The sequence below is a fragment of the Pseudomonas sp. Irchel 3H3 genome, assembly GCF_900187635.1.
Lineage (GTDB): Bacteria > Pseudomonadota > Gammaproteobacteria > Pseudomonadales > Pseudomonadaceae > Aquipseudomonas.
Genome location: NZ_FYEC01000003.1, coordinates 105,267 through 131,773, shown reverse-complemented (window position 1 = coordinate 131,773; position 26,507 = coordinate 105,267). Strand labels below are relative to the sequence as shown.

The window sequence follows — 26,507 nt, the reverse complement described above, 5'->3', positions numbered from 1 at the left end:
CCTACTTGGCGTTGTGTTCGCGGCCGCGCAGCAGTTGGTTGGGCATCGCGATGGCGGCCGCCAGTCCTAGCAGCGACACCGCCGCACTGACCATCAGCAAATGCCGGAAGGTCAGCAGCAGTTCGGCGCGCAGGGCGTGCTGCGCGTCGCCCGGGGCGGCATTCAAGCCGTCGAGCAGGACGTTGCCGGAACTGCCTTCGCTCACCAGCGATGTGCCTGCCAGGTGGGCGAAGCTGGAATCCTGCAATAGCGCCAGCAACAGGGCCGACATCAATGCCACCCCCACCGCGCCGCCGAGCGAGCGGAACAGGTTGGTGGTGCTGGTGGCGACGCCGATGTCCCGTTGCTCCACCGAATTTTGCGTGCCCACCAGCGAGGTCGGAAACTGCATGCCGGCAGCGATCCCGCTGAGCATCATGAACAGGCTGCTGAGGAGCATCGCTTGCGGCGGGCTGTAGGCCATGCCGAGGATCGCGATCGGGGTCAGCAGCGCGCCCGTGAGGATCATCGGTTTGTAGCGTCCGGTCACCGAGGTTCGGCGCCCGGCGTAGTAGGCCCCCATCGGCAAGCCCATGGCCAGCGGCAACAGGTGCAGCGCGGCGCTGTCGGCACCGGCACCGGTGACGCTCTGAAAGCGCAGGGGCATCAGCACGATCAGGGAGATCGCCTGGAAACTGGTGAAGAAAATCGTGCACCAGCACAGCAGTGCATTGCGGTTAGCAAACAGGTGCATCGGCAGCAGCGGTTCGCGGGCGCGGCGCTCGTGCCAGACGAACAGCGCCAGGGTCAGTACCGCGCCAGCCAGCAGCCCCAGCACCTCGGCACTGCGCCAGGCGTGGCCCTGGCCAACCTGGGTGATGCCGAGCAGCAGGGCGGTCAGGCCGATGATCATCAGTAGCGTGCCGAGGTAGTCGATCAGCGGTTTGCGTTGCGGCACCGGCAAGCCTACCAGCGTGCGGTTGGCCACCAGCCAGGCGCCCAGGCCCAGGGGCAGGTTGATCAGGAATACCCAGCGCCATGACAGGTACTCGGTCATGTAGCCGCCGAGCACCGGCCCGGCGACGCTGGCCACCGCGTACATGCTGCTGAAGTAGCCCTGGTACCGGCCGCGTTCGCGCGGTGGCACGATGTCGCCGATGATCGCCTGGCTGACCGAAATCATCCCGCCGGCACCGATGCCCTGGATGATCCGCGCCAGGACCAGTTGCTCCATGCTCTGTGCCAGGCCGCACAGCAACGAGGCCAGGGTGAACAGGCCCATGCCGAACAGCATCAACTTGCGCCGACCGTAGAGGTCGCCGAGCTTGCCGTAGATCGGCACCGCCACCGTCATCGCCACCATGTAGCCGGAAATCACCCAGGCCAGCAGGCTGACGTCCTTGAACTGGGCGGAAATGGCCGGCATCGACACGGCAACGATGGTCTGGTCCAGCGCGCCGAGGAAGATCGCCAGCATCAGGGCGATCAGTACGCTGCGAATGGCCGGCTTGGGGGATTCAGGCTGATTCATGGTGGTCACGGGCAAACCCTGCGGGGGATGTCGCCAGTGTAAGTCGGTAGCAGGCTATTCGATAGCCTCGTAAGAAAGCTGCTGGACGTTCTCCACGACGCCGTTGTGCGTGGTTTGCGGGTCGTTATGGCTCAAAAGCGTCACTCGGACCGGCCGGCGGGTGGTTTTTATCGATCCAGCGCTTGCATTTTTCCTTGGTGAGTCGGTCAATTAAGGAAGAACGCTGAGCCAAAACCTGTACATTTCGCCAATCGGGGCGATTTTCGCCCGTTACGCTGAGGCCTGGACTGACGTTATGAACAAGCCTGCCCTTCCTGCGATTCCGGTATTCAAACTCTATGGTGAAAGTCTGGACTGGCCGACACCGGACTTGCTGCATTGCGAAACGATCTCCCAGCGCAGCCGCGAACACCAATGGAAAATCAAACCCCACCGCCATGCCGATTTATGTCAGTTGCTGTTTGTATTCAAAGGCCAGGCAGAACTCGAAATCGAAGGCCAACTGACCCGGCTTGACGAGCCTGGCATCCAGATCCTGCCGGCGCTGTCGATCCACGGTTTTCGCTTCAGTGAGGATGTCGAGGGTTTCATCCTGACCCTGGCGGCCCCGTTGGTGGTTCATCTGCAAGCTCAACTGGGTCATTCGGTCAACGCCCTGGCCCAAGCTGAAAGTTACCTGGCGGGCGCTCAGGCCGAGTACCTCAATAGCCTGTTCGGCGCCTTGCAGGCGGAGTACAACGGCCATCAACCGGCGCGCGAGATGCTCATGCATGCTTTGGTCAGCGTGATTCTGGTCTGGGTCAGTCGCCAGGTGATCCAGCGCCATAGCACTCACCAGCGCCCGCAGCGCGCCCGGGAATACCTCAACGGCTTCATTCAACTGGTGGAAGAGAATTATCGCCAGCACGTCAAGGTCGAGGATTTGGCCCACCGCCTGGGAATTTCCGTGTCCCACCTCAACGGCACGTGCCGTGAGCTGGCGGGGCAGCCGGCATTGCAGATCATGCACGAACGCCAGTTGCTCGAGGCCAAGCGCATGCTGACCTACACCAGCATGACGATTTACGAGATGTCCGATCTGCTGGGCTTTTCCGACCCGACCAATTTCACCCGGCTGTTCCGCCGCCGTGTCGGAATCTCGCCCAAGGCCTTTCGTGATCGCTTGAAGAGCGATCAAGAGGGAGCGCGGTCTACCTGAGTGCGTTCAAGGTCGCGCTGTGTGGAATGCACTGGTCAACGCCACAACTGGCCGCGACCCTGGGTTGCTGCCTGGCCTGTTCGACACGGTAGGCGGCGGTGCCATATAGCGCCAATGTGGCGGTGCAGGTAATGAAGATCGCGAAATACCGTCTGGTTTTAATGTTCATGGCATCGACCTCTGAACGAATACCCGGGGGTACTACTATCAGCATAGGTCAGTTGTGCCTGGACGCCATGAATGCTGCCTGCGTTTGTAGGCGGACATTCAGGCGGTTGATGGCGCCATAGCGCTTAAAGCCCCTTATCCCATTCCGGCTCTTGCGCAAACCTCACCACCAGGAAATCCAGCATGCTGCGCAATGCCGCCGGCATGTGCTTGCGTGAGGCGTACACCGCGTACATGTTCAGCTGCCGTGGCTCGGCGTGAGGCAGCAGGCGCACCAGTTCGCCGCGGTGAATGTGCACATGGGCCTGGTAGCTGGGCAGCATGGCTATCCCGGCGCCGGCCATGGCGGCGCGCAGCAGGGTGCTGGCCTCGTTGGCGCTGATGTTGCCCTGCACCGGCACCGAGACTTGTTCACCCGCCTGCTCGAAGTGCCACAGGCTCTTGCCGAAGTAGGAGTGAGTCAGGCAATTGTGCAGGCTCAGGTCTTCGACCCGCTGCGGCGCCGGGTGTTCGAGCAGGTACGCCGGGGAGGCGCAGATCAGCGAGCGGCAGACAGTCAGGCGCCGGGCGATCAGGTTCGGGTCCAGGTCGTTGCTGGTGCGAATCGCCAGGTCGATGCGTTCATCCACCAGGTTCACCGTGCGGTCGAGCATTTGCAGGTCGATGCTGACCCCGGGGAAGCGCTTGACGTAGACGGCCATGGCATCGGCCAGTTGCGCCTGGCCGAACGAAGTACTGACGCTGATGCGCAGCAGGCCGCGTGGGGCGTCATCCGGCTCGCTGACGGCGGCTTGCATGTCGCTCGACAGGTCGAGCATCTGCCGGCAGCGGGGCAGGATCTCGTTGCCGGCGGCGGTCAGGCTCAGCTTGCGAGTGGTGCGGTGCATCAGCCGGGCGCCGACCCAGTCTTCCAGTTCCGCCAGGTAACGCGACACCACCGGGCGGGAGAGGTCCAGATGATCGGCGGCGGCCGACTGGCTGCCGAGGTCGACCACGCTGACGAACACGCGCATTGCTTGAAGACGATCCATGATTTGCCCGCTTTCAGAAACAAACTATGTTCAAGCATCGCATTTTTTGTAGCGAGTAAGGCAACTAAGCTCTGTCCCATCGCCAAACCCGGCCCACGGAACACGGAGCAGCACCATGATCGGTTTCAGCACCTTCAAACGCCTTTTACTGGCCACCGCCACCCTCGGTTTTGCGGCGCATGCGGCGGCCGCCAGCCCGGCATTGACCCTGGATGTGTATAACCCGGGCACTGCTGCCACCTTCCCGGTGAGCTCGGTGCTGGTCAGCGGCGAAAAACAGGCGATTCTGGTGGATGCCCAGTTCGGCAAGTCCCAGGCCCAGCAGGTGGTGGAGAAGATTCGCGCCAGCGGCAAACAGCTGACTACCATCTACATCAGCCACGGCGACCCGGATTACTACTTCGGCCTGGACACCCTGACGACGGCATTCCCCAACGCCAAAGTGCTGGCCTCGCAACCGACGGTTGATCACATCAAGGCCACGGTTGAAGGCAAACTGAAGTTCTGGGGCCCCCAGATGGGCGCTGACGTGCCGGCTAAAACCATCATCCCCGGCGTGCTCAAGGGCCATAGCCTGAGCCTGGAAGGCCAGACCCTGGACATCGTGGGCCTGGACGGCAAGCAGCCGGATCGCAGCTTCGTGTGGATCCCGTCGATCAAGGCGGTGGTCGGCGGAGTGGTGGTCGCGGAAAACATCCACGTCTGGATGGCGGACACCCAGACCGCGCAGTCCCATGCCGACTGGTTGAGCACCCTGGACCGCATCGTCAAACTGCAGCCGCAGACGCTGGTTCCCGGTCACTACCTGGGTGACAGCAGCCGCTCGCTGGCCGCCGTGCATTTCACCGCCGAGTACATCAAGGCCTTTGATCAAGAAACCGCCAAGGCCAAGGACTCCACCGCGCTGATCGCTGCGATGCTCAAGCGCTACCCGAACCTGGGCGAGGAAAGCTCCCTGGAGCTGAGCGCCAAAGTCGCCAAGGGCGAGATGCAGTGGTAACTCGTCACCCTGTCATTAGCCAACCGCAATCACTGGAGCACTGTTCATGAGCAAGATCGCACTCATTGGCGCCACCGGCCGTGCCGGTAGCCAACTGCTGGAAGAAGCCCTGCGTCGTGGCCACAGCGTCACCGCCATCGCCCGCGACACCTCGAAACTCAGCCTGCGTCCGGGTGTGGTGAGCAAGAACGTGGACGTTCTCGATGCAGCCGCCTTACAAGCGGCAGTGGCCGGCCACGACCTGGTGATCAGTGCCGCACATTTTGCGACCATCCCGGCCAGCGCCGTGATCGGCCCGGTGCAGGCGGCCGGGGTCAAGCGCCTGCTGGTGGTGGGCGGTGCCGGTTCGTTGTTGTTGCCAGATGGCAGCCGGGTCATCGACGCCCCGGACTTCCCGGCCGAGTACAAGGCCGAGGCCAGCGCCGGCGCGATGTTCCTCGACACCTTGCGCCAGGAGCAAGAGCTCGACTGGACCTTCCTCTCACCGTCCGCGCTGTTCGTTGAAGGTCAGCGCACCGGGACTTTTCGTATCGGCCAGGATGACTTGCTGGTGAGTGCTGAAGGCAAGAGCTGGATTACTTTCGCCGACTATGCGATTGCAATGCTCGATGAAGTAGAGAAACACGCTTATTCCCGGCAGAGATTTACGGTAGGTTACTGATTGAATATTAAAAAAGGCCACTGAGTGTAATGCTGATCAGTTAAGCGACGCTGTCAATTGTAGGAGCGAGCTTGCTCGCGAAAAACGTCAACGATAACGCGTGTATTCAGTATAAACGCGGCGCCGTTGAGTTCTTCGCGAGCAAGCTCGCTCCTACAAAAGGGCTTAACTGATCGGCATTAGCCACTGAGTGGCCTTTTTTTTGCGCGCTTATCGGAGCCGGTGTGTGCTGTTATCGCGTCGAGTGCTTTAGTACAGGTTGGGCGCAGCGTTGAGTAGCAATAGAGTGTTTGGTCTATGTATAAGTTGTTTTTAGGGGGGCGTTTTTAGAGGTCTTACAGTATTCAGGTTCAACGTCTTACGTTATCTGCTTCTGCTGGGGAATTGTGGGTAAGGGTGTTGGCGCGATACGGTGACTTGACAGTCAATGTGTTATTCGTTGCTTCAGGCAATGCATGAATAAGCATTTAAATCGTAGTCGTATTTTTAGTAGCGCGCCGGAGGATGTATGGAGCGGGAGTTAGAGTTGGCAGCTTATCAGTTGCAAATCATAGCGGAGAAAGTTGTTCCAAAGTTGGAGGGCATTACTGATGTGATGGAGGCCTCAAAATTAGTGCCGGTTCAGTATTTTGGGAAGCGGATGGAAAATATTGATGATGAGACGTTTATCGTAAAGAAGAGTCATGTGGTGTCAATTAAGCGCTATGTTCGTGCGGGGCTTGCCTTGCCGGTAAATATCAGTGAGGTTGAAGCTTTCCTGGGCTATCGTGAGTCGGGTTACGAAGCGCTTGACCCTGCGAGCATGCAACGGCTTCATCAGCAGATTCATCAGCATGCAATGTCATGGGCAACGCTGGAGCGTAGGACAAAGGATGTTGGCAATCACTTGGATTTGTTTGCCAGCACGTTTATCAAGTCGGGTGAAACAATTGTCGAGGTTTTGAAGGGCAGCGAAGCTTATAAAAATTTTGAGGGCAATGTTGATTCATTGAGCGAGGATGAGAAAGAAAGTTTGGCTGCCATTCCGCTTGGCAGTACCGATTCAAAGCGTGTTGAAAACCTCGGCAAGGCATTGAAGTGGGCGAGAAAGGATATCGAGGTGTTCTATCTGGAGGTTGCCGACGTCAATCGGTTGGCAATAGATTTTTCACGCAAGATATCGGATGAGTTATTGATTCAGCTGGCGCTCAAGCAAAAAATTGTCGATGAGGCGCATATTGGCAGGGACGAAGAGGTCGATGCGCTTCGTGAACAAATAAAGTCGCTTGATGAGCAGATTGCCGAAAAGCAGTCGGAGTATGACAGCCAAGTGGGATATGCTTTTACCGGGCTGGTGTTTGGTCCGATTGGACTGCTAGTGACCGGTGGTATATTTGGTGCTCAGGCGGAAGAAACAAGAGCGCAAAAAAATCAGTTGTTAAAACGTAAGGAGGACTTGGTTGGTAAGTTGTCGAAGGCTCGGTTGTCGCAAAGCCTGATTACCCTGGCGACCCGTTTTACCGATATGCGTTCATTGATGAAGGACGCCGAGCAAGGCATCAAGTGTATCGAGGATGTATTGGGTATTGTCTGGAGTAGCCTGCGTGTGTCTCTGGACGCATTTAAAGGCAATGCGACTGAGTTGGATCTGCTTTTGCTGGTGCTTAATCTTCAGGCTATTTTCGAACCGTGGAAAACCATTAAGGGGCATGCTCACGCGCTGTCAGCTGTTTTTAATCAGATTATTAAAGAATAATTAAGTTTTTTTATTCAGGGATGAATATAACTATGAATAACTATGGATTGTTGGCAGCTGGTCATTATGTGGTGCCCGATACTGCTGAGATGAGGGTCGCCAAGGACCGGCTGAATATGAGTGTGGCAGGTCAGGATTTTGATTTTCTACCCTCATTGAAAGAAAAACTCACGTTTGTCGGGGGCGAGCTGAATGACGCACATCAACAACTGTTCGACGATATCAAGATGGTTCACGCGTCATTGGCCAACACTGGGTTCGTCGCAACGTTGACCTGTATCAAGGAGGTTCGAAGCCTCACTGATTTGTCTTCCGTAGTGAAAGATCAACAAGCAGGCAAGCTCCTCAATCAAGGGGTTGAGCGGGTCAGCGCTTCGCAGGTGATGGTGGCTTCTGCCAATTGCAATCTGGCGAGGGTGGTCCGGGAGCTTGACTCGGTCAGTTTCGCTGAGTCGGTCGGTAATTTGCCTAGTACCTTCAGTTCTGAGGTGGCGACTATTGAACGGCGCATTGAGACCGACAAGGGGGACCTTGAGAAGCTCGCTGCGGAGAAGCAATTTATCGATGATGCCATTCAGCGGTTCAAGACGCCGGGCTGGCGGGCTATCGTCAAAAGCCTGCTGCCGAGCGTAGAGGAAATTCAGGGTGCGATGAAGCTGGTCGCGACAAAAAAGCCGGATAAGGACTTCCTGCAAATGCTGCTCAACAAGCTCCAGGGAAACCTTGAGGGTGTCGACCAGGGGCGTCAGTTCACCAATTTGGCGCAAGCCAGGGATGCCGTGCGCGAGCGCACGACGATGCTGGGTGCCAGCCTCAAGTCTGACGAGTTGCAAGTCCGTGAGTTGCGACGCAAGCTCCAAGCATTGGATGAGCTGGACGCACTGGGGGCAGTGATTCGTAGTTGGCGGGAAGAAGTCGCCAAGGTCGCTTTGGCCTACACACATTTTCTCCAGGACAACATGCCTGAGTCGATAACGGATGTGGCGGCATTGGAGGCGACTGCCGAACGTTATGAGGCATTTCAGCGCTATTTGAATGCCATCAAGAAAAGCTGATTCATCAAATGAACCGAAGGTCATGCCAAGTGCATGACCTTCTTTGTTTTGCAGGCAGTGGAGCTACACCGTCGAGCGCTCATCACGTTGTTGTGCCTGCAGTATCAGCCACGCCATCAACTCGCGCAGCTGCGGCGACGGTCCCGGCTTTTGCGGGAACACCAGATAGTACGCCAGCCCCGTACGCACCTTCAGCGCGAAGGGCATGACCAGCCGTCCGGCACTCAGGTCATCGCCAATCAACGACCAGTCACCAATCGCCACCCCGGTGCCTTGAGAGGCCACCGACATCGCCAGGTCGAGGGTCTCGAAGTGCTGGCCCTTGCCCACGGTGCTGAGGTTGACGTCCGCCGCTTTCAGCCAGGCTTTCCAGTCCCGTTGATCCCGCGTGGGGTGCAACAGCAAGTGCCGGTCGAGGTCTGCCGGGCTGTGCAGCGGCACCGGGCCATCGAGCAGCGGCTGGGAGCAGACGGGCGTCAGTTGTTCATCGAACAGGCGCAGCGACGCCAGCGCGCTGTCCGGTTGTGCGCCGTACATCACGGCGGCGTCGAACTGTTCGCGGTGAAAATCCACCCCGTGATGCACCGTGGTGGTCAGCTCCACCGGCACGTCCGGACGCTCCTTCTGCCATTGCAGCAAACGTGGCAGTAGCCAGCGCATCACGCAGGTCGGGGCCTTGAGCTGCAGGGTTTCGCGGTGCGCGCCGACCTGTTCCACCGCCTCGTCGATCAAACCGAACACCTGCTGGATACGCGGCAACCATTCCTGGCCTTCGGCCGTCAGGCTCAAGCCGCGTGCCTGGCGGTGGAACAGCGCGTACCCCAGGTGTTCCTCCAGCCCGGCAATCTGCCGGCTCACCGCGCCCTGGGTGATGTGCAACTGCTCGGCCGCCCGGGTGAAGTTGCAGCACTGGGCCGTGATCAGAAACGTGTGCAGGGCGGGGAGGGGAGGAAGTCGTTTCATGGGACGCCAAGGCATGAGGTGAGGACATGGCGAGTATGACTTTTTATCGATTGTTGCGGCTACCCGCAGACCGTTCCAATAACGCCATGACTGAGCCCCGTCGTGCAGCAACCAATGTCGCGCGGGGGTCAGCGTCTCAACGAACAAGAAGGGCAAAGACATGGCGACGTGCGGTGAAGTATTGGTCAAGTTACTCGAAGGCTACGGGGTCGAGCAGGTATTCGGCATTCCCGGGGTCCACACCGTTGAGCTGTATCGCGGGCTGGCCCGTTCGAGCATCAACCACGTCACGCCGCGCCACGAACAGGGCGCCGGGTTCATGGCCGACGGCTATGCCCGCACCAGCGGCAAACCCGGGGTGTGCTTCATCATCACCGGTCCCGGCATGACCAATATCACCACCGCCATGGGCCAGGCCTATGCTGACTCGATCCCGATGCTGGTGATCTCCAGCGTGCAGTCGCGCAGCCAGTTGGGCGGCGGTCGCGGCAAGCTGCACGAACTGCCGAACCAGGGTGCCCTGGTGGCAGGGGTGGCGGCGTTTTCCCATACGCTGATGTCGGCCGCCGAGCTGCCGGGCGTGCTGGCCCGGGCCTTCGCCCTGTTCCAGGCCGGGCGTCCGCGTCCGGTGCACATCGAGATTCCCCTCGATGTGCTGGTGGAAGACGCCGACGCCCTGCAAGGCAGCCAGCCGGTAAACATTACCCGCGCTGGCGCCGCGCCGTCGGCCGTGGCACAGATGAGTGAACTGCTGGCAAACGCCCAGCGTCCGCTGATTCTCGCCGGTGGCGGTTCGATCGATGCCGCCGTCGAAGTGACCCGCCTGGCCGAGCTGCTGGACGCGCCGGTGGCCCTGACCATCAACGCCAAAGGCATGTTGCCCGCAGAGCACCCCTTGCTGATCGGCTCGACCCAATCCCTGGTGGCGACCCGCGCCCTGGTAGCGGACGCCGATGTGGTGCTGGCGATCGGCACCGAACTGGCGGAAACCGATTACGACGTGACCTTTGCCGGCGGCTTCGAAATTCCCGGGACGCTGCTGCGGGTCGACATCGACCCGGACCAGACCGTGCGTAACTACCCGCCGAAAGTCGCGCTGGTGGCGGATGCGCAATATGCCGCCCAAGCCCTGCTCGATGGCGTGGCCAAACATGTCCTGGCCGAGCGCCGTAGCGATTGGGGCCAGGCCCGCGCGGCCAGCCTGCGGGCTGAGCTGGCAAGTACCTGGGACGCACCGACCCTGGCCCAGACGCTGTTCCTGGAAACCGTGCAGGAGGTCTTGCCAGAGGCGGTGTTCGTCGGCGATTCAACCCAACCGGTGTACAGCGGCAACCTGACATTCAATCCGCAGCGCCCGCGTCGCTGGTTCAACTCCTCCACCGGTTACGGCACCCTCGGTTACGCTTTGCCGGCGGCCATCGGCGCCTGGCTCGGCGGTGGCCAGGCGCGCGACACCCGGCCCCCGGTGGTGTGCCTGATCGGTGACGGCGGCCTGCAGTTCACCTTGCCGGAACTGGCCAGTGCCGTGGAAGCGCGCACGCCGGTGATTGTCCTGCTGTGGAATAACCAGGGCTACGAAGAGATCAAGAAATACATGGTCAACCGCGCCATCGAACCGGTGGGCGTCGACATCTATACCCCGGATTTCATCACCGTGGCCAAGGGCCTGGGCTGTGCGGCCCAGACCATCAATGGGCTGGATGAACTACGAGCGGCGCTGCGGGCCGCGGTGGATCGCCAGGGCCCGAGCCTGATTGAAATCGACCAGGACCAGTGGCAGAAGGCGGTGTTGGCATGAGCTTGCCGATTACCCAGGACGGTTTGTACATCGATGGCCAATGGTCGGCGGGCAGCGAACACCTGCGGGTCATCAACCCGGCGACCGAAGCCCTGTTGACCACGGTCAACGGCGGCGACGAAACGGCGGTGGATCGCGCACTGAGTGCCGCCACCGCGGCCTTTGCCCAATGGTCGAACACCTCGGGCGCCGAGCGCGGAGCGATCCTGCGCCGCATTGCCTCGGGCGTGCAGGCAGGCCGTGAACGGCTGATGTACCTGCAGTCGAGCAACAACGGCAAACCGCTGTTTGAAGCCGGGATCGACGTCGATGACGTGATCGCCACCTTCGAGTACTACGCCGGCCTGGCAGAGGCGCTGGACGCCAGTCAGGACCGCCCGCTGGAGCTGCCGAGCGAGGCGTTTGCCGCCCGCGTGCGCCGGGAACCCTGCGGTGTGGTCGGGCTGATCGTGCCGTGGAATTTCCCCATGGTCACCACCGCCTGGAAACTCGCACCAGCCCTGGCCGCCGGTTGCTGCGTGGTGCTCAAGCCCTCCGAGGTCACTCCGCTGCCGGAGCTGGAACTGGCGGCGATCATCGCCCAGAGCGGCTTGCCCAACGGCGTGTTCAACCTGGTCTGCGGCACAGGCCTGGCGGTGGGGGCACCGCTGTCGGGCGATCCGCGGGTGGCGAAGATTTCCTTCACGGGCAGCAACGCGGTGGGCGTCCAGGTCATGCAACGGGCGGCTGAAACCATCAAGGGGGTGAGCCTGGAACTGGGCGGTAAATCGTCGTTGCTGGTGATGGCCGACGCCGACCTCGACCTGGCGGTGGAGCTGGCCAGTGGCGGTGGATTCTTCAACGCCGGGCAGATGTGCTCCGCCACCAGCCGGGTGCTGGTGGCCGATGCACTGGCGGATGAGTTCCTGCAACGCCTGAAGAGTCGTGCCGAGTCGATCCGCGTGGCTGAGCCGTTCGACCCCGAGGTGGAGATGGGCGCGCTGGTCAACCAGGCGCAATACCAGCGAGTGCTGGGCCATATCGATCGCGGCCTGAGCGCCGGTGCGCGGCTGGTGTGTGGTGGCGGGCGTCCGGCGGACCTGCCGCGCGGGTATTTTTTGCAGCCGACGGTGTTCACCGACGTGCCCCTGGACAGTGCGCTGTGGTGCGAGGAGATCTTTGGGCCGGTGCTTTGCGTGCGCCGTTTTGCCAGTGAGCAGGAAGCCATCGCGCTGGCCAACGACAGTCAGTTCGGCCTGGTGGCCAGTGTCGTCAGCGGCGATGCGAGCGCTGCGCAGCGGGTCGCCGACGCGCTGCAGGCGGGGCTGGTGTGGATCAACGCGCCGCAAGTGATCTTCCCGCAGGCCGCCTGGGGTGGCTACAAGCAGAGCAGTCTCGGTCGCGAGTTGGGGCCGTGGGGTTTGCAGGCATTCCAGGAAATAAAACACGTGATTCGCGCCGTCTGACTGCCCGAAAACGGGCCCTGCATGCCTCGTCACGAGGCATGCGTGCGGGACATGGCACCAATGATTTTTTTTCGATTGTTGCGCTCAGGGCGTGACCTCAGGATGAACCCGCCGACATCGCCAAAGCCCTTGTAGCACAGGGGTTTGCAGCGATCGAACAGCGCGGTCGCAAGGGATGCAGCCACCTCAAATCAACAACAATAGAGGGAGTCCTTCATGGGCGAGCATGATCTGAACAGAAGACAATTCATCAAGACCGTTGGGGTCGCCTCGGTGGCGGCCGCCGCCATGAGCATGCCGTTCATCCGCGCCAACGCCAGTGACACGCGCTTTCAAGGCAAGACCTTGCGTCTATTGACCTGGTCCGATGACACCGGCCTTGCGGCACTGCGCAACATCGCCGCGACGTTCGAGGCCAAGACCGGCGCCAAGGTCATCGCCGACCGCACCGGCAGCACTTCGGAAATGGTCGCCAAGCTCAAGGCCGGTGGTGATCGCCCGCAGTACGACATCATCACCCTGGCCGGAGTCGGTGCCGAAGGCCTGGCCGCCGCCGGCCTGCTGGAAAAGCCCGACCTCAACCGGATTCCCAACCTGCTCGACGTGCCGGAGAAATACCGTACTGGCGCCAACGGCCACGGCATTGGTTACCTGTTGTGGTGCAACAGCCTGGTCTACAGCACCCGCACCCTGAGCGAAGCGCCAACCAGCTACGCCGCGTTGTGGGATGCGGAGCTGGCGCCGAATATCTTCCTGCCGCCGCCGAACTGGACCGAGGCCATGGACCTGATCATCATCGCCGCGAAACTGGCCGGCGGTGACGAGCACAACATCGAGCCGGGCTTCAAGAAGCTCGCCGAGCTCAAGGACCGGGTAGTGACCCTGGGGGAGAACCCCAACCAGATCGCCGAGCTGTTCCGCACCGGTTCCCTGGACATGGGTGGGCTGTACGCCCCGGCGTTTTTCCCCAAGCAGATCCGCGATCCGGCCTACGGCCTGGGCGCCACTTTTGGCATGAAGGAAGGTTTCTATACCGACCTGATGCTGTCGGTGATGCCGAAGAACCGTCCCGGCGACACCGACCTGGCCTACGCCTTCATCGACCACTCTTTGGACCCGCTGGTCCAGGGCAAGATGGCCGAAGACATCTTCAACGGCCCGGTCAACGCCAAGGCCATCATCTCTGCCGAGGCCCGCAAGAGCCCATTCATCCTGACGCCGGAGCAGATTGCCGAGAAGGCGATCATGCACGACAACGCCTTCCTGGCGAGCGTGCATGACCAATGGATTCGTCGTTACACGGAAATCTTTTCTTCCTGATCTGAATCGCGGGGAGGTTCTTCGAACCTCATCGCTGGCAAGCCAGCTCCTACAAGAATCATGCACGACCTGTGGGAGCGGGCTTGCCAGCGATCGAGTGCGCAGTACTCGCCATGCCCCGATCTTCCATTGACGAGATCATTGCTATGGAACACCAACCCCTGACCCACCCGGTCGGCGCAGCAGTCGTGCGCCCGAACCGGGGTGTATCGCCGACGGCGCGTGCCTGGTTTTTTCTCTCGCCCTCGATGCTGTTCCTCGGTGTGCTGATCATCGCCAGCCTGCTGGTGCTGCGCATGAGCGTGGGCACCAAAGGTGCGGAGTGGAGCGGTTTCAGCCTGGCCAGTTACGCCCAGTTGCTGGAACCCTATTACCTCAAGTCCTTGCTGCTGACCCTGCGCCTGGCGCTGATCAGCGCGGTGATCGCCGTGTTGCTGGCGATCCCGGTGGCCTACACCATGTCGCGCCTGACTTCGCCTTTGCTACGGCGGGTGTTCCTGGCGGCGGTGCTGTTGCCGTTGCTGGTCAACCTGCTGCTGCAAAGCTATGGCTGGCTGGTGATTCTCGGCCCAGGCGGGATGCTCAACCAGGCCTTGATGGGCCTGGGCCTGATCAAGCGGCCGATCATGCTGCTGTACAACCAGAACGGCGTGTTGATGGGCCTGGTGCAAACCGCGTTTCCGCTGGCTGTGCTGCCGATCGCCAGCGCCATGCGTGGGGTTGCCCGGACCTATGAAGAAGCCGCCGCGACCCTCGGTGCCAGCCGCTTGCAGGTGTTTCGCCAGGTGGTGCTGCCCATGAGCCTGCCCGGCATCATTACAGGTGCGACCCTGGTGTTTGCCTACAACGCCAGCAGCTTCGTGGTGCCCTTGCTGCTCGGTGGCCGCCGCGTACCGATGCTGGCGGTGATGGTGCACGACCAGATCGCCCCGCTGATGAACTGGCCCGCAGCGTCTGCCGCCGGCGTGGTGTTGATTGTCACCACGCTGGCGATCATGACTCTTTCTGAATACATCACCGGCCGTCGCCGGCGCATGCTGGAGGCTTCGTTATGAGTCGTTTGTTCAAGCCACGCCAGGCGCTGTTGCCGGGCGACACCGGCAAGCTGGCGGGAGTGTTGTCCGGTTGCATCCTGCTGCTGGCGGTGTTGCCAATCCTGACCATGATCGTCATGTCGTTCAGTGGCGCGTCGAACCTCGACTTCCCGCCCAGCAGCTACAGCCTGCAATGGTACAAGGCCGCCTGGCACACCTTTGTCTCGCCGGATGCCAGCGATGTGCTGAGCCTGGGCAAGGCCATGACCACCAGCTTGATGGTGGCGAGCCTGACCATGGTGTTCGCTACCTTGATCGCAGTGCCCGCGGCCTATGCCCTGACCCGTTGCGAGTTCCGCGGCAAGGCGGTGGCCCTGCAACTGATGTCGTTGCCGCTGGTGTTCCCGATGGTGGTGCTGGGCTTGGCCTTGCTGCTGGTATTCGACAGCCTGCCGTTCCAGATGACCACCTCGCGGTTGGTGATTGCCCACGTGATCCTGGCCTTGCCCTTCGTGGTGAAGAACTGCACGGCGGCAATGCTGTCGATCGGCAGTGAAGTCGAAGAGGCGGCGCAGATGCTCGGCGCCTCGCCGACCCGGGCGATTGTCGATGTGGTGGTGCCCATGATGAAGTCGGGGATCCTGGCCGGGATGCTGCTGGCGTTCATCGTCTCGTTCAACGAGTTCACGGTGACCTACTTCCTCTACACCATCGATGTCATGACCGTGCCGATCTGGATGTACAGCCGCACGGTGTCATCGCTGGACCCCACCGTTTTTTCGTTTGCCGTGCTGATCGTGCTGATCGACTTCGTCCTGATCTGGGCGTTGGAGAAGCTGGTGGGCGAAGGCGGCGTTTCCTTCTGATTGCTTGAGGTGATTCACATGACTGGTCTGATTCTGGAAAACGTCGAGAAACACTACGGCTCGGCCTGCGCGGTAAGGGACGTCAACCTGCATTTGCCCGAGGGCAAGCTGGTGTGTTTTCTCGGCCCCTCGGGCTGTGGCAAAACTACCTTGCTGCGGATGATCGCCGGCCTGGAAACCCTCAGTGGCGGCGAAATTCGCCTGGACGGCGAGGACATCGGCCACACCCCGGCGCACCTGCGCAACTTCGGCATGGTGTTCCAGTCGCTGGCGCTGTTCCCGCACATGACCGTGGGCGAGAACATCGCCTACCCCCTGAAGCTGCGCGGCGTGAGCAAGGCTGAACAACAGGCGCGGGTGGTGGAGTTGCTGGAACTGATCCAGCTGCAAGCGATGATCGATCGCCCGGTCGCCAAGCTCTCTGGGGGCCAGCGCCAACGGGTGGCGATTGCCCGGGCAATTGCCGCGCACCCGAAAATCCTCCTGCTCGATGAGCCGCTGTCCGCCCTGGACGCCAAGCTGCGGGAGTCGATGCAGGTGGAAATCCGCCAACTGCAACAGCGCCTGAACATCACCACCATCATGGTCACCCATGACCAGCGTGAAGCCATGACCATGGCTGACATCGTGGTAGTGCTGGGCGAGCACCGGATCCAGCAGGTCGGCACGCCGATCGAGATCTACCGGCACCCGGCCAACGCGTTCGTGGCGGACTTCATCGGCTCCGGCAACATCTTCCCGGCAACCGCGCTGGGCAACGGCAGGGTCAGCTTGCCGGGCGGCGACGCGCTGGCGGTGCCGATCTGCAGCAGTATCGTGGTCGGCGAGAAGCTCAAGATGCTGGTGCGCCCCGAAGACCTGCAACTGTCCCATCCCCAGGCAACTGCGGGCAATCGCCTGTTGGGCAAGGTGACGTTCGTGCGAGATATCGGCGCGACCATCGAAACCACGGTGGAGTGCTCCGGGGTCTCGCTGACCGCCTTGAGTACGCCGTGTCAGGGCATTGGGTTGAGCATTGGCAACCCGGTGTCGGTGACCATTCCATCCGAGGCTTGCCGCGTATTGGGTGCCTGACTGGCCGCTCGCTCCTCTAATGTGGGAGCGAGCCTGCTCGCGATGGGGCCATCAGGTCTGATCAGACAGACAATCGCAACCGCGCCAGGTCCCGCAGCGGCGGTGCGCCAAACAGCCGGCTGTATTCGCGGCTGAACTGCGAGGGGCTTTCATAGCCCACGCGATATCCCGCCGCCGAGGCGTCGAGGCCTTCGGCCAACATCAGGCGCCGCGCCTCCTGCAGGCGCAGTTGCTTCTGGTACTGCAACGGACTCATGGCGGTCATTGCCTTGAACCGGTGGTGCAGGGTCGAGACGCTCAGGTTCACCTCGCGGGCCAGGTCATCGATGCGCAATGGTTGCTCGAAGTTGCCGTTGAGCCATTTGATCGCCTGGCTGATGCGATGGCTCTGGCTGTTGGCGATGGCGATTTCGTACAGCCGGTGGCCTTGGGGGCTGCGCAGCAGACGGTAGAGAATCTCCCGGCGGATCAGTGGCGCGAGCATGGCGATGTCTTTGGGGGTGTCCAGCAAACGCGCCAGGCGCAGCACCGCGTCGAGCATCGGTTGATCCAGCTGTTCGACATACAGGCCACGCCCGGTAGGGCGGGCAGGTACGCCAAGGGGGCCGGCATCGGCAATCAACGCGGTGATTTCCGTCGGGTCGATGTCCAGGCGCAAGGCCAGGATCGGCACTTGGGGCGAGACATCCACCACCCGTCCGCTGAGGGGCATCGAGACCGAGACCACCAGGTAGTTGAGCGGGTCGTAGTTGAACAGTTCGTCGGCCAGCCTGACCTCTTTGCGCCCTTGGGCCATGATGCACAGCGCTGGCTGCGCGAGCACCGGGGCAAAGTCGTGGGACTGGCTGTGGCGTGACAACACCAGCGCGTTGATGGCAGTGGTGTAGCTGCCGTCCTCCTGGGTGTTACGCCGGATGATGGCCGCCAGTTCCGCGCGCTGGTGCTCCAGGCTGGCGTCAAGTGGCGTGTGGTTGGAATCCACAGGTGACATGGCGAACATCCTCGGTAAGGCTGATGGGATGGGCATAGCTTAAGTTTGTGCAAGTCTTGGGGCTAGGCCGATCCTGCGCAAAACTTGCCTGATCCTGCGGTGGTGGTAGATACCGCCTGCAGAACCGCAGCAAAGGGCTGCGATCGTTGCTTGAAACACTCTTGTCATCTTCATCGGGTAGATGCGCTGGACACAGCGGTGCGCCGGCGGTCGGCGCAGGATTGTGCAACAAGCCGGCAGGAATCGACTAACCAGTCTTGAGCCTGGCGCTTATTCTCTGGTCCTGTCGCAGCTTCTCTCAGGCTGCCGATTGTCTACATCCAGGGAGCGATGAACATGTCCATGCAAACCCCCGTCAGCCATATGGCGTTGGTCCGGGCCCAGGCAGGCCGCTCGATGGAGTTGGGCGCGCGTTTGAGTTGCCTGATCGAGCCTACGCGCCAGGCCAGTGGCAACCTGCATTTTGCCCTGCAGCACTCGTTGTGCGACCCCCAGCTGTGGCTGGTGTCCGGCTCCTGGGTTGACCAGCCGGCCATGACCGCCTATTTCAGCAGCCCGGCCATGGCCGTTTTCGGCGAGTTGGTCCAGGAGTTAGTAGTTCATAGCCTGGACTTCCACACCTTCAGCGATGTCGGCGCCGACCAGGCTCGCGCCGGGCATCCGTCCTGCGATGCGCTGGCCATGCAGCAGTTGGCCGGCTGAAGGTTTAGAATGGCCGACTTTCCATTGGCCAGGATCCGCAACATGGCACGTAAAGAGTTTGCACAGTTCGAAGCCGTTTCTGCCGCCGTGCGCGGTGACGAAGGTTACACCGCCGCCATCGCCGTCAAAGCCCTCGGTGGGGCGGGCGCCCCGCGTTTCAACAAGGTGCTGATCGACCAGACGTTCAACACCGCCCTGGAGGCCGACCTGGCTGCCGAGCAGCAACTGGCTCGATTGGCCGACGTCGGTGAGGACGGTGAACTCATCTGGTAAGTCAATACCTCAAGCCTTGGTCGCCCCCGGGCGGTGCATCTTGAACAGGGCCTCAGGCCCTAGCTGGAAGTAATCCGCCGGACCGCCGCCGCGCAGAATCGGTTCTGCCGCGGCGGTGTCGTACACCCCATCCTTGAGCAGCCACTTGGCGATATGCACGGCGACCACTTCGCCGAGGATCAGCCAGCTCGGCACCAATTGCTGGTCTGCACGCTGCAACTGAATGATCTGGGTCACCTTGCACTCGAAGGACACCGGGCTTTGCGCGACGCGCGGCACCTGGATGATTTTTGAGGCGACGGGGGTGAGCCCCGCCAGTTCAAATTCGTTGACGTCGGCGGGGACCATTGCGCAGCTCTGGTTCATCTGCTCGGCCAGCGGGCGGGTGGCCAGGTTCCAGGCGAACTCGCCGGTCTGTTCGATATTGTTCAGGCTGTCTTTGCGTCCGACGCTGGCGAACCCGATGATCGGCGGGATGTAGTTGAACGCATTAAAAAAACTGTAGGGCGCCAGATTCAAGCGGCCTTGGCCGTCCTGCGAGGAAATCCAGCCAATAGGCCGTGGGCCGACGATGGCATTGAACGGGTCGTGGGGCAGGCCGTGGCCCTGGGCAGGTTCGTAGAAGTGGATATCGTCGGGCATGGGGGGATTCCGTCAAGGTGAGGCGCAATAGTGCAGGGCGATTGCCGGTATTGCCAGTGTGCCGGGGCGAGCAAAAAGCACAAAGCCCGACGTGAGCCGGGCGTTGTGGGGGGGCATTCACGGCTTAGCTGATGGAGGCAGAACCGGTACGATCGTAGCCATCTTCAACCAGGCCTTTTTCTTCCAGACGTTCGCGGCCACCTTCGGCAACGCTCTGGCCTTGGGGGGTGCGCTCGTAGCCATCTGCAGCCAGGGTAGCAGCGCCGGTGCGGTCGTATCCATCGGCGGCGACTGCCGAGCCGGTACGGTCAAAGCCATCGGCGGCGAAGGTGTTGGCAGCCAGTACGGAGAGGGTCAAGGCGAGGATCAGTTGGATTTTCATGGTCTGTGCTCCAGGTTCGTTGACGTTTTGGGCGTGCGGTATGGAGTTCATACTACGCGTACAAAAATGATGTAAAAGCTCAAAAAATAGCCTTTAATAATCGATTAATTCGATATGTGTGCCGTCACTGATAGATTGCAGTGCGGCTTCCCCCAGGGGGGGCCGAATGCCATGGACGGACTAGACGTCGTTCAGGATTCAGATGACAACAGAGTGTCGTAGGGGAATTAACGGATCATTAATCGGGAGGAGGGGGGAGGAGGATATATCTGTAGGAAATGCCGCGGCCTGCGGCATTTCCCACGGGGGGTGTCAGTCAGTTTCGATCCGCGAGTGTTTGCGGGTGTCTTTCATGGTCACGTATACCAACAGGGACACAGCAATACACGCGGTGACGTACCAGTAGTAACCGGTTTCCATGCCGATGCTCTTGAACCACAGGGCGATGTATTCAGCGGTGCCGCCGAAGATCGAGACGGTCAGGGCATACGGCAGGCCCACGCCCAGGGCACGGATTTCGGTCGGGAATAGTTCAGCCTTGACCACCGCGTTGATGGAGGTGTAGCCGCTGACGATGATCAGCGCCGCCATGATCAGGAAGAACGCGCCCCACCAGGTCTGGATGGTGTGCAGGGTCGTCAGGATCGGCACGGTGAACAGGGTGCCCAATACGCCGAAGGCGATCAGGATCGGGCGCCGGCCGATTTTATCCGACAGGCCGCCGACGAGCGGTTGCAAGCACATGAACAGGAACAGGGTCGCCGCCGAAATGGTGGTGGAGTCGCTGATGCTCATGCCAACCGTGTTCACCAGGTACTTCTGCATGTAGGTGGTGTAGGTGTAGAACGCCAGGGTGCCGCCCATGGTCAGGCCGACTACAGTCAGCAGTTCCTTGGGGTGGCGCATCAAGGTGCGCATCGCGCTTTCCTTGGACTTCTTTTTCTTGGTGAACGACTCGGTTTCTTCCATGCCACGACGCAGGTACAGCGCGACCACGGCACACAGCGCACCGATGGCGAACGGGATACGCCAGCCCCAGGCGTACAGCTCTTCGGTGGTCAGCACTTGTTGCAGCACGATCAACACCGCCAGGGCGATGAGCTGGCCGGAAATCAGCGTCACATACTGGAAGCTGGAGTAGAAGCCGCGACGTTCCTTGGTGGCCATCTCGCTAAGGTAGGTGGCGGAAGTGCCGTATTCGCCACCCACCGACAGGCCTTGCAGCAAGCGCGCGAACACCAGCAGGATCGGCGCACCGATGCCGATGACTTCGTAACTTGGACTCAGGGCGATCAGCAGTGAGCCGAAGCACATCAGGTATACCGAAGCCATCAGGGCTTTTTTGCGTCCAACTTTGTCGGCATACAGCCCCATCAGCCAGCCACCGATCGGACGCATCAGGAAGCCTACGGCGAAGATTGCGGCGGTATTGAGCAGTTGGGCGGTGGTGTCGCCATGGGGGAAGAAGGTTTTGGCGAAGTACAGCGAGAATGCGGCGTAGACGTACCAGTCATACCACTCGACCATGTTGCCGACAGAACCGCTGAAAATTGATTTGATGCGACTGGCCGAGGTTCTTTCTTTGGCAGGCGAAGCCGCCGACCCGAGAGGCAGGGGTTGTGAGTTATCCATGACGGATCCTTCAATTAATTGTTTTTGTGGAGCGCGCAAAAACGCAGCCTGCAGGGGCTATAGCAGGAGCCGTGCCAGGTTGTGCAGGGCCGTTCTAGAGGGGTTTTGCCGGGTAAGTGAGCGGAAATCCGCTCATGCGCCAGATTCGCTGAGCGGAAATCCGCCGAGGATTCAGCCCAGGAACATTTCGCGGGTCAGGCCGTGGCGCTGGAGTTTTTCATTGAAGGTGCGGCGTGGCAGTTGCAACTCTTCGAGCACTGCCTTGATATCGCCCTTGTGCCGAGTCAGGGCGGCGCGCAGGCACTGCGCTTCAAACGCTTCCTGTTGGGCTGCCAGCGACTGGCCGGGTTCGATGGCGTCCGGTTCGGGATCATCGAGGCCCAGCACCTGGCGCTCGGCAACGTTGGCCAGTTCGCGCACGTTACCCGGCCAGTCATGGCTGAGCAGGCGACTCAACTGCGGACCGCTCAGGGGCGCGACGCTGCGGCCCAGGCGTTGCGCCGCCGCACGGCTGAAGTGGGCGTAGAGCAAGGGAATGTCTTCGCGCCGCTCACGCAGCGCCGGCAAACGCAACTGGGCCACGTTGAGCCGATAGGCCAGGTCTTCGCGAAAACGCCCGGCCCGGGCTTCATCCAGCAGGTCGGGTTTGGTCGCGGCGATGATCCGCAAGTCGACATCGATGCTCTGGTTGGCCCCCAGGCGCTCGAGCTTCTGTTCCTGCAGCACGCGCAATAACTTGACCTGCTGGGCCAGCGGCATGCTTTCGATTTCATCGAGAAACAGGGTGCCGCCGTCGGCATATTCCAGCTTGCCGATACGCTTGCCCTGGGCGCCGGTGAAAGCGCCGTGTTCGTGCCCGAACAGTTCGGCCTCGAACAGTTGCTCGGGGATCGCCGCGCAGTTCAGGGCGACGAAGGGCTTGGCGGCGCGCGGGCCGAAATCATGCAGGCAGCGAGCAACCAGCTCCTTGCCGCTGCCGGTTTCGCCGCGAATCACTACGTTGACCGGCAGGCCCGCGAGGTCCAGGACTTGCCGGCGCAGGGTCTGCAGGCCCGGGGACACGCCCAGCAGGCTGGCCTCCAGTTTGCTGCGGTGGTCGGCCTGTTCGTGCAGGGCACGGTTTTCCAGGACCAGCCGGCGCTTGTCGAGTGCCCGACGCAGGCTGTTGAGCAAGGTCTCGGGGCTGAAGGGTTTTTCCAGGAAGTCGTAGGCGCCATCGCGCATGGCATCGACCGCCATCGGTACATCGCCGTGGCCGGTCAACAGGATCACCGGCAGTTCGGCATCCCGTTGTTGCAGGGAGGCCAGCAGTTCCAGGCCGCTGATCCCCAGCATGCGCACATCGCTGAGAATCACCCCGGGGAAATTCACCGGCAACTGCGCCAGGCAGTCCTCGGCACGGCTGAACAGCTGGACCTGGAATCCCGAGAGACTCAGCCATTGCTCGACGGCGTCGCGAATGCTGCGTTCGTCATCGACCACTATTACCGAGTTCAACATCAGATCTGTGCCTCCAGGTCGACGGGCAGGGTCACGGTGAAGCGCGCACCGTCGCCGTGGTTCTCGGCCGTCAGGCGACCGCCGAGCTCATGAATGATCGCAAAGGATACGGCCAGCCCGAGCCCCAGGCCATCGCCCACAGGCTTGGTGGTGAAAAACGGGTCGAAGACATTGGGCAGGTCCTGCGCAAGAATCCCGCCACCGCTGTCGGTGACGCTCAGGCGCCACAGCTGTTGGTCGGCTTCAAGACTGATGCGCAGCCGCTTGAGTGACTTGTCGCGCATGGCATCCAGGGCATTGCGCAGCAGGTTGATCAGTACCTGTTCCAGGCGAATGGCGTCCCCACGAACCCGCGCCGGGCGGACCAGGTCCACAGTGAAGTTGATCTGTTCATCGCGCAGGCGGACTTCCAGCAGGTGCAGGGCCTGGTCGACCACCGCCGCCAGGTCCAGTGGCTCGCGCAAGCCGCTGGGGCTCTTGCGGGCGAAGGTCTTCAGGTGGCCAGTGAGGGCCGCCATTCGGGTGAGCATGTCATCCAGCGGTTTGAGTGCTTTGTAGGCATCATCGACGCGGCCGTGGTCCAGCAGCAGTCTCAGCGTGGCAAGCTGCATGCGCTGGGTGGTGAGCGGCTGGTTGATCTCGTGGGCCAGGGCCGCCGACATCTGCCCCAGGGCGGCGAGTTTGGCTGACTGCACCAGGCCGTCCTGAGCCGTGCGCAACTCTCGGGTGCGTTCCTCCACCAGGCGTTCCAGTTCCTCGCGGCTGCGCTGGCGCAGCTTGGCGATACGCCAGCGCTGGCTGAGGAACAGCAGCACAAACACCAGCGTCAGCCACACGCCGGCTGCGGCCAGTGCGGCGTTGCGCAAATCCTCGAAGGCCACCTGCGGGCGCCGCAACAGGTGCAGCGTCCAGCCTTCGGCACTCAGGGGCAGTGACTCCCAGAGGTACTCGGCCGATCCGTCGGGACCCTCGACCCGCGCCAGGTAACTGTTGTCGTCGAAGCGTCGAAGCTGTTCGTGGGGCAGGGGCACCAGCGTTTGCTTGTCGTACTGACGAGTAGCTTCGAGCTCGGCGAGGTCGGTCGGCGACAGGGTTTCAAGGAGGCGATAACGCCAGCCCGGCTGGTTGGCGATGAACACAATGCCGCGGGCGTCGCTGACCAGCAGGGTGTCAGTGCCCTGGCGCCATTCGCGCTCCAGTTCCGGAAACTCCAGCTTGACCACCATGGCGCCAAGAAACTCTTGATTGTCGCCCAACACGGCACTGGACAGGAAGTAGCCGGGAATGCCGCTGGTCACGCCTACCGCATAAAAGCGTCCGGTGCCCTGGCTGCGGGTCTGGCTGAAGTAGGGGCGGAAGCCGTAGTTGTGGCCGACATAACTGCTGGGCAGGCGCCAGTTGCTGGCCGCGACGGCCAGTCCGTTGCGGTCCAGCAGTTCGAGGGTGGACGACTGGGCCGCGCCGTTGATTTTCTCCAGCTTGTGGTTCAGCGAGTCCTGCTGTTGCGGGCTTACCGGGCCTGCCAGCGCCGAGCGCAATTGCGGGTCCAGCGCCAGCACGGCGGGCAGGGCGCGGTAACGTTCAATCAGCGTATGCAGGGACGTGGCGTACAAGGCTAATTGCTGGTTGGCGCGTTGAGCGTCGTCCTCCAGGGCCTGGCGCTCGGCGTGGCGCACGGCGGCGGCGCTGACCAGGACTGTGCCGGCCACGATCAGCAGTACATAGAGCATCAGGCGCAGGGAACGATAAATAGGTGGCATGCGATGGGCACAGACTACGGGGTCGGGGGGCGCACGATAGCATGCAGCGCGGCGACGGCGCAGAGTCCGCGCAGTGCGCAGGGACCATAAAAAAGCCGCGCTGTTCTGACAAACAGCGCGGCTTTTCCTGACTGGGGTGTGGGTGCTTACTGCACTTCTACCGCCAGGCTGTCACTGATCTTCTTCTGCCAGATGGCAGGACCGGTGATGTGTACCGACTCGCCGTTGCTGTCGACAGCAACAGTCACTGGCATGTCCTTGACGTCGAACTCGTAGATCGCTTCCATGCCCAGTTCGGCGAAAGCGACTACGCGGGATTTCTTGATGGCTTGCGCCACCAGGTAAGCCGCACCGCCGACTGCCATCAGGTAGACGGCCTTGTGGTCCTTGATCGCTTCGATGGCGGTCGGACCGCGCTCGGATTTACCGATCATGCCCAACAGGCCGGTCTGCTCGAGGATCTGGCGGGTGAACTTGTCCATCCGCGTCGCAGTGGTCGGGCCTGCCGGGCCAACCACTTCTTCGCGCACCGGATCAACCGGGCCGACGTAGTAGATGAAGCGACCCTTGAGGTCCACCGGCAGGGTTTCGCCCTTGTTCAGCATCTCGACCATGCGCTTGTGCGCGGCGTCGCGACCGGTGAGCATCTTGCCGTTGAGCAGCACGGTTTCGCCCGGCTTCCAGCTTTGCACGTCTTCCGGGGTCAAGGTGTCGAGGTCGACGCGACGGGCCGACGGACCGGCTTCCCAGACGATTTCCGGGTAGGCGTCCAGCGGTGGCGCCTCCAGCGAAGCCGGACCGGAACCGTCGAGCACGAAGTGCGCGTGACGGGTGGCGGCGCAGTTCGGGATCATGCACACCGGCAGGGACGCGGCGTGGGTCGGGTAATCCATGATCTTCACGTCGAGCACGGTGGTCAGGCCACCAAGGCCCTGGGCGCCGATGCCCAGTTGGTTGACCTTCTCGAACAGCTCCAGGCGCATTTCTTCGATACGGTTCTGCGGGCCGCGAGCCTTGAGCTCGTGGATGTCGATGGATTCCATCAACACTTCCTTGGCCATTACCGCGGCTTTCTCAGCGGTGCCGCCGATGCCGATGCCGAGCATGCCCGGTGGGCACCAGCCGGCGCCCATGGTTGGAACGGTCTTGAGCACCCAGTCGACGATCGAGTCGGACGGGTTGAGCATGGCCATTTTCGACTTGTTCTCGGAACCGCCGCCCTTGGCTGCCACGTCGACTTCCACGGTGTTACCCGGGACGATCGAGTAGTGGATCACGGCCGGGGTGTTGTCCTTGGTGTTTTTGCGAGCACCTGCCGGGTCGGCGAGGATGGATGCACGCAGGACGTTTTCCGGCAGGTTGTAGGCGCGACGCACGCCCTCGTTGATCATGTCGTCCAGGCCCATGGTCGCGCCATCCCAGCGCACGTCCATGCCCACGCGGACAAACACGGTGACGATACCGGTGTCCTGGCAGATCGGGCGGTGGCCGGTGGCGCACATCCGCGAGTTGATCAGGATCTGTGCGATCGAATCGCGGGCCGCTGGCGATTCTTCGCGCAGGTAGGCCTCGTGCATCGCCTGGATGAAGTCCACGGGGTGGTAATAAGAAATGAACTGCAGGGCGTCAGCAACGCTCTGAATCAGGTCGTCTTGCTTGATCACGGTCATGAGTCGCGCTCCTCTAAAGGACGGGAACATTTAATAAAGGTGCTTGCAGTGGGGTGCATCGGTCGGCTGCAAACACCTTTCAGGGCACGCCGGGGTT

General features: G+C 61.5%; 23 protein-coding genes. 13 read left to right on the top strand and 10 right to left on the bottom strand.

Annotated features, from left to right (window positions below; all coding sequences use genetic code 11):
- Nucleotide 1: 1 nt before the first annotated feature.
- Nucleotides 2-1,519, bottom strand: coding sequence for an MDR family MFS transporter (locus tag CKW24_RS05255; protein ID WP_095165855.1), 1,518 nt, complete (start codon nt 1,517-1,519; stop codon nt 2-4).
- Nucleotides 1,520-1,805: 286 nt separating this feature from the next.
- Between CKW24_RS05255 and CKW24_RS05250 the strand changes: the two genes are divergently transcribed.
- The gene (locus CKW24_RS05250; RefSeq protein ID WP_095165853.1) at nt 1,806-2,708 is read left to right on the top strand and encodes a helix-turn-helix domain-containing protein; all 903 of its coding nucleotides are present in this window, start codon (nt 1,806-1,808) and stop codon (nt 2,706-2,708) included.
- 293 nt (nt 2,709-3,001) lie between these two features.
- Here CKW24_RS05250 and CKW24_RS05240 read toward each other — a convergent pair whose 3' ends face one another.
- Entirely contained in the window at nt 3,002-3,907 is a 906-nt protein-coding gene (locus tag CKW24_RS05240; protein ID WP_095165850.1) for a LysR family transcriptional regulator, read from the bottom strand.
- Between the two features lie 115 nt (nt 3,908-4,022).
- Between CKW24_RS05240 and CKW24_RS05235 the strand changes: the two genes are divergently transcribed.
- From CKW24_RS05235 to CKW24_RS05220, 4 genes are all read left to right on the top strand, one after another.
- Nucleotides 4,023-4,907, top strand: coding sequence for an MBL fold metallo-hydrolase (locus CKW24_RS05235; RefSeq protein WP_095165848.1), 885 nt, complete (start codon nt 4,023-4,025; stop codon nt 4,905-4,907).
- A 46-nt stretch (nt 4,908-4,953) separates the two neighbouring features.
- Complete coding sequence (locus CKW24_RS05230; protein ID WP_095165846.1) at nt 4,954-5,568, top strand: NAD(P)-dependent oxidoreductase; 615 nt, start codon at nt 4,954-4,956, stop codon at nt 5,566-5,568.
- A 508-nt stretch (nt 5,569-6,076) separates the two neighbouring features.
- A complete protein-coding gene (locus CKW24_RS05225; protein WP_095165844.1) occupies nt 6,077-7,303 on the top strand; it encodes an alpha-xenorhabdolysin family binary toxin subunit A in 1,227 nt (408 codons plus the stop codon).
- Between the two features lie 32 nt (nt 7,304-7,335).
- Entirely contained in the window at nt 7,336-8,358 is a 1,023-nt protein-coding gene (locus CKW24_RS05220) for an alpha-xenorhabdolysin family binary toxin subunit B (protein WP_095165842.1), read from the top strand.
- Nucleotides 8,359-8,421: 63 nt separating this feature from the next.
- On the opposite strand, the gene CKW24_RS05215 is transcribed toward CKW24_RS05220, so the two are convergent.
- Nucleotides 8,422-9,321: a LysR substrate-binding domain-containing protein gene (locus CKW24_RS05215; protein ID WP_095165840.1), complete on the bottom strand. Its 900-nt coding sequence runs from the start codon at nt 9,319-9,321 to the stop codon at nt 8,422-8,424.
- A gap of 160 nt (nt 9,322-9,481) precedes the next feature.
- On the opposite strand from CKW24_RS05215, the gene CKW24_RS05210 reads away from it, so the two are divergent.
- The 6 genes from CKW24_RS05210 to CKW24_RS05185 all read left to right on the top strand — a co-directional run bounded on the left by CKW24_RS05210 (nt 9,482) and on the right by CKW24_RS05185 (nt 16,858).
- Nucleotides 9,482-11,119 (top strand): 5-guanidino-2-oxopentanoate decarboxylase, encoded by a 1,638-nt coding sequence (locus CKW24_RS05210; protein ID WP_095165838.1) that lies wholly within the window; start codon nt 9,482-9,484, stop codon nt 11,117-11,119.
- Nucleotides 11,116-12,564, top strand: coding sequence for an aldehyde dehydrogenase family protein (locus CKW24_RS05205; protein WP_095165836.1), 1,449 nt, complete (start codon nt 11,116-11,118; stop codon nt 12,562-12,564). Before CKW24_RS05210 ends, CKW24_RS05205 begins: the two co-directional genes overlap by 4 nt.
- Before the next feature lie 216 nt (nt 12,565-12,780).
- Nucleotides 12,781-13,884: an ABC transporter substrate-binding protein gene (locus CKW24_RS05200; protein ID WP_095165834.1), complete on the top strand. Its 1,104-nt coding sequence runs from the start codon at nt 12,781-12,783 to the stop codon at nt 13,882-13,884.
- Nucleotides 13,885-14,030: 146 nt separating this feature from the next.
- On the top strand, nt 14,031-14,939 hold the full coding sequence (locus CKW24_RS05195; RefSeq protein WP_095165832.1) for an ABC transporter permease: 909 nt from the start codon (nt 14,031-14,033) through the stop codon (nt 14,937-14,939).
- The gene (locus CKW24_RS05190) at nt 14,936-15,784 is read left to right on the top strand and encodes an ABC transporter permease (RefSeq protein ID WP_095165831.1); all 849 of its coding nucleotides are present in this window, start codon (nt 14,936-14,938) and stop codon (nt 15,782-15,784) included. The genes CKW24_RS05195 and CKW24_RS05190 overlap by 4 nt, the downstream gene beginning before the upstream one ends.
- Nucleotides 15,785-15,802: 18 nt before the next feature.
- Nucleotides 15,803-16,858, top strand: coding sequence for an ABC transporter ATP-binding protein (locus CKW24_RS05185; RefSeq protein WP_095165829.1), 1,056 nt, complete (start codon nt 15,803-15,805; stop codon nt 16,856-16,858).
- 61 nt (nt 16,859-16,919) lie between these two features.
- Here CKW24_RS05185 and CKW24_RS05180 read toward each other — a convergent pair whose 3' ends face one another.
- Entirely contained in the window at nt 16,920-17,849 is a 930-nt protein-coding gene (locus CKW24_RS05180) for an AraC family transcriptional regulator (protein ID WP_095165827.1), read from the bottom strand.
- A 336-nt stretch (nt 17,850-18,185) separates the two neighbouring features.
- On the opposite strand from CKW24_RS05180, the gene CKW24_RS05175 reads away from it, so the two are divergent.
- Both CKW24_RS05175 and CKW24_RS05170 read left to right on the top strand, forming a co-directional pair.
- A complete protein-coding gene (locus CKW24_RS05175) occupies nt 18,186-18,551 on the top strand; it encodes a putative quinol monooxygenase (RefSeq protein ID WP_095165826.1) in 366 nt (121 codons plus the stop codon).
- A gap of 9 nt (nt 18,552-18,560) precedes the next feature.
- On the top strand, nt 18,561-18,824 hold the full coding sequence (locus CKW24_RS05170) for a hypothetical protein (RefSeq protein WP_174244595.1): 264 nt from the start codon (nt 18,561-18,563) through the stop codon (nt 18,822-18,824).
- 9 nt (nt 18,825-18,833) lie between these two features.
- Here the strand turns inward: CKW24_RS05170 and CKW24_RS05165 are convergent, their stop codons facing one another.
- The 6 genes from CKW24_RS05165 to CKW24_RS05140 all read right to left on the bottom strand — a co-directional run bounded on the left by CKW24_RS05165 (nt 18,834) and on the right by CKW24_RS05140 (nt 26,410).
- On the bottom strand, nt 18,834-19,466 hold the full coding sequence (locus CKW24_RS05165) for a flavin reductase family protein (protein ID WP_095165822.1): 633 nt from the start codon (nt 19,464-19,466) through the stop codon (nt 18,834-18,836).
- Nucleotides 19,467-19,590: 124 nt separating this feature from the next.
- On the bottom strand, nt 19,591-19,848 hold the full coding sequence (locus tag CKW24_RS05160; RefSeq protein ID WP_095165820.1) for a hypothetical protein: 258 nt from the start codon (nt 19,846-19,848) through the stop codon (nt 19,591-19,593).
- 312 nt (nt 19,849-20,160) lie between these two features.
- A complete protein-coding gene (locus CKW24_RS05155) occupies nt 20,161-21,480 on the bottom strand; it encodes an MFS transporter (RefSeq protein WP_095165819.1) in 1,320 nt (439 codons plus the stop codon).
- 171 nt (nt 21,481-21,651) lie between these two features.
- Complete coding sequence (locus CKW24_RS05150; RefSeq protein ID WP_095165817.1) at nt 21,652-22,980, bottom strand: sigma-54 dependent transcriptional regulator; 1,329 nt, start codon at nt 22,978-22,980, stop codon at nt 21,652-21,654.
- Nucleotides 22,980-24,740: an ATP-binding protein gene (locus tag CKW24_RS05145; RefSeq protein WP_095165816.1), complete on the bottom strand. Its 1,761-nt coding sequence runs from the start codon at nt 24,738-24,740 to the stop codon at nt 22,980-22,982. Before CKW24_RS05145 ends, CKW24_RS05150 begins: the two co-directional genes overlap by 1 nt.
- A 146-nt stretch (nt 24,741-24,886) precedes the next feature.
- Nucleotides 24,887-26,410, bottom strand: a complete 1,524-nt coding sequence (locus CKW24_RS05140; protein ID WP_095165814.1) for a fumarate hydratase — start codon at nt 26,408-26,410, stop codon at nt 24,887-24,889.
- Between the last annotated feature and the right edge of the window lie 97 nt (nt 26,411-26,507).

What these genes read in the sequence shown, in the direction of transcription:
- CKW24_RS05250 (WP_095165853.1), top strand. Translation starts at nt 1,806, where the DNA reads ATGAACAAGCCTGCCCTTCCTGCGATTCCGGTATTCAAACTCTATGGT.
- CKW24_RS05240 (WP_095165850.1), bottom strand. Translation starts at nt 3,907, where the DNA reads ATGGATCGTCTTCAAGCAATGCGCGTGTTCGTCAGCGTGGTCGACCTC.
- CKW24_RS05235 (WP_095165848.1), top strand. Translation starts at nt 4,023, where the DNA reads ATGATCGGTTTCAGCACCTTCAAACGCCTTTTACTGGCCACCGCCACC.
- CKW24_RS05230 (WP_095165846.1), top strand. Translation starts at nt 4,954, where the DNA reads ATGAGCAAGATCGCACTCATTGGCGCCACCGGCCGTGCCGGTAGCCAA.
- CKW24_RS05225 (WP_095165844.1), top strand. Translation starts at nt 6,077, where the DNA reads ATGGAGCGGGAGTTAGAGTTGGCAGCTTATCAGTTGCAAATCATAGCG.
- CKW24_RS05220 (WP_095165842.1), top strand. Translation starts at nt 7,336, where the DNA reads ATGAATAACTATGGATTGTTGGCAGCTGGTCATTATGTGGTGCCCGAT.
- CKW24_RS05215 (WP_095165840.1), bottom strand. Translation starts at nt 9,321, where the DNA reads ATGAAACGACTTCCTCCCCTCCCCGCCCTGCACACGTTTCTGATCACG.
- CKW24_RS05210 (WP_095165838.1), top strand. Translation starts at nt 9,482, where the DNA reads ATGGCGACGTGCGGTGAAGTATTGGTCAAGTTACTCGAAGGCTACGGG.
- CKW24_RS05205 (WP_095165836.1), top strand. Translation starts at nt 11,116, where the DNA reads ATGAGCTTGCCGATTACCCAGGACGGTTTGTACATCGATGGCCAATGG.
- CKW24_RS05200 (WP_095165834.1), top strand. Translation starts at nt 12,781, where the DNA reads ATGGGCGAGCATGATCTGAACAGAAGACAATTCATCAAGACCGTTGGG.
- CKW24_RS05195 (WP_095165832.1), top strand. Translation starts at nt 14,031, where the DNA reads ATGGAACACCAACCCCTGACCCACCCGGTCGGCGCAGCAGTCGTGCGC.
- CKW24_RS05190 (WP_095165831.1), top strand. Translation starts at nt 14,936, where the DNA reads ATGAGTCGTTTGTTCAAGCCACGCCAGGCGCTGTTGCCGGGCGACACC.
- CKW24_RS05185 (WP_095165829.1), top strand. Translation starts at nt 15,803, where the DNA reads ATGACTGGTCTGATTCTGGAAAACGTCGAGAAACACTACGGCTCGGCC.
- CKW24_RS05180 (WP_095165827.1), bottom strand. Translation starts at nt 17,849, where the DNA reads ATGTCACCTGTGGATTCCAACCACACGCCACTTGACGCCAGCCTGGAG.
- CKW24_RS05175 (WP_095165826.1), top strand. Translation starts at nt 18,186, where the DNA reads ATGTCCATGCAAACCCCCGTCAGCCATATGGCGTTGGTCCGGGCCCAG.
- CKW24_RS05170 (WP_174244595.1), top strand. Translation starts at nt 18,561, where the DNA reads ATGGCCGACTTTCCATTGGCCAGGATCCGCAACATGGCACGTAAAGAG.
- CKW24_RS05165 (WP_095165822.1), bottom strand. Translation starts at nt 19,466, where the DNA reads ATGCCCGACGATATCCACTTCTACGAACCTGCCCAGGGCCACGGCCTG.
- CKW24_RS05160 (WP_095165820.1), bottom strand. Translation starts at nt 19,848, where the DNA reads ATGAAAATCCAACTGATCCTCGCCTTGACCCTCTCCGTACTGGCTGCC.
- CKW24_RS05155 (WP_095165819.1), bottom strand. Translation starts at nt 21,480, where the DNA reads ATGGATAACTCACAACCCCTGCCTCTCGGGTCGGCGGCTTCGCCTGCC.
- CKW24_RS05150 (WP_095165817.1), bottom strand. Translation starts at nt 22,980, where the DNA reads ATGTTGAACTCGGTAATAGTGGTCGATGACGAACGCAGCATTCGCGAC.
- CKW24_RS05145 (WP_095165816.1), bottom strand. Translation starts at nt 24,740, where the DNA reads ATGCCACCTATTTATCGTTCCCTGCGCCTGATGCTCTATGTACTGCTG.
- CKW24_RS05140 (WP_095165814.1), bottom strand. Translation starts at nt 26,410, where the DNA reads ATGACCGTGATCAAGCAAGACGACCTGATTCAGAGCGTTGCTGACGCC.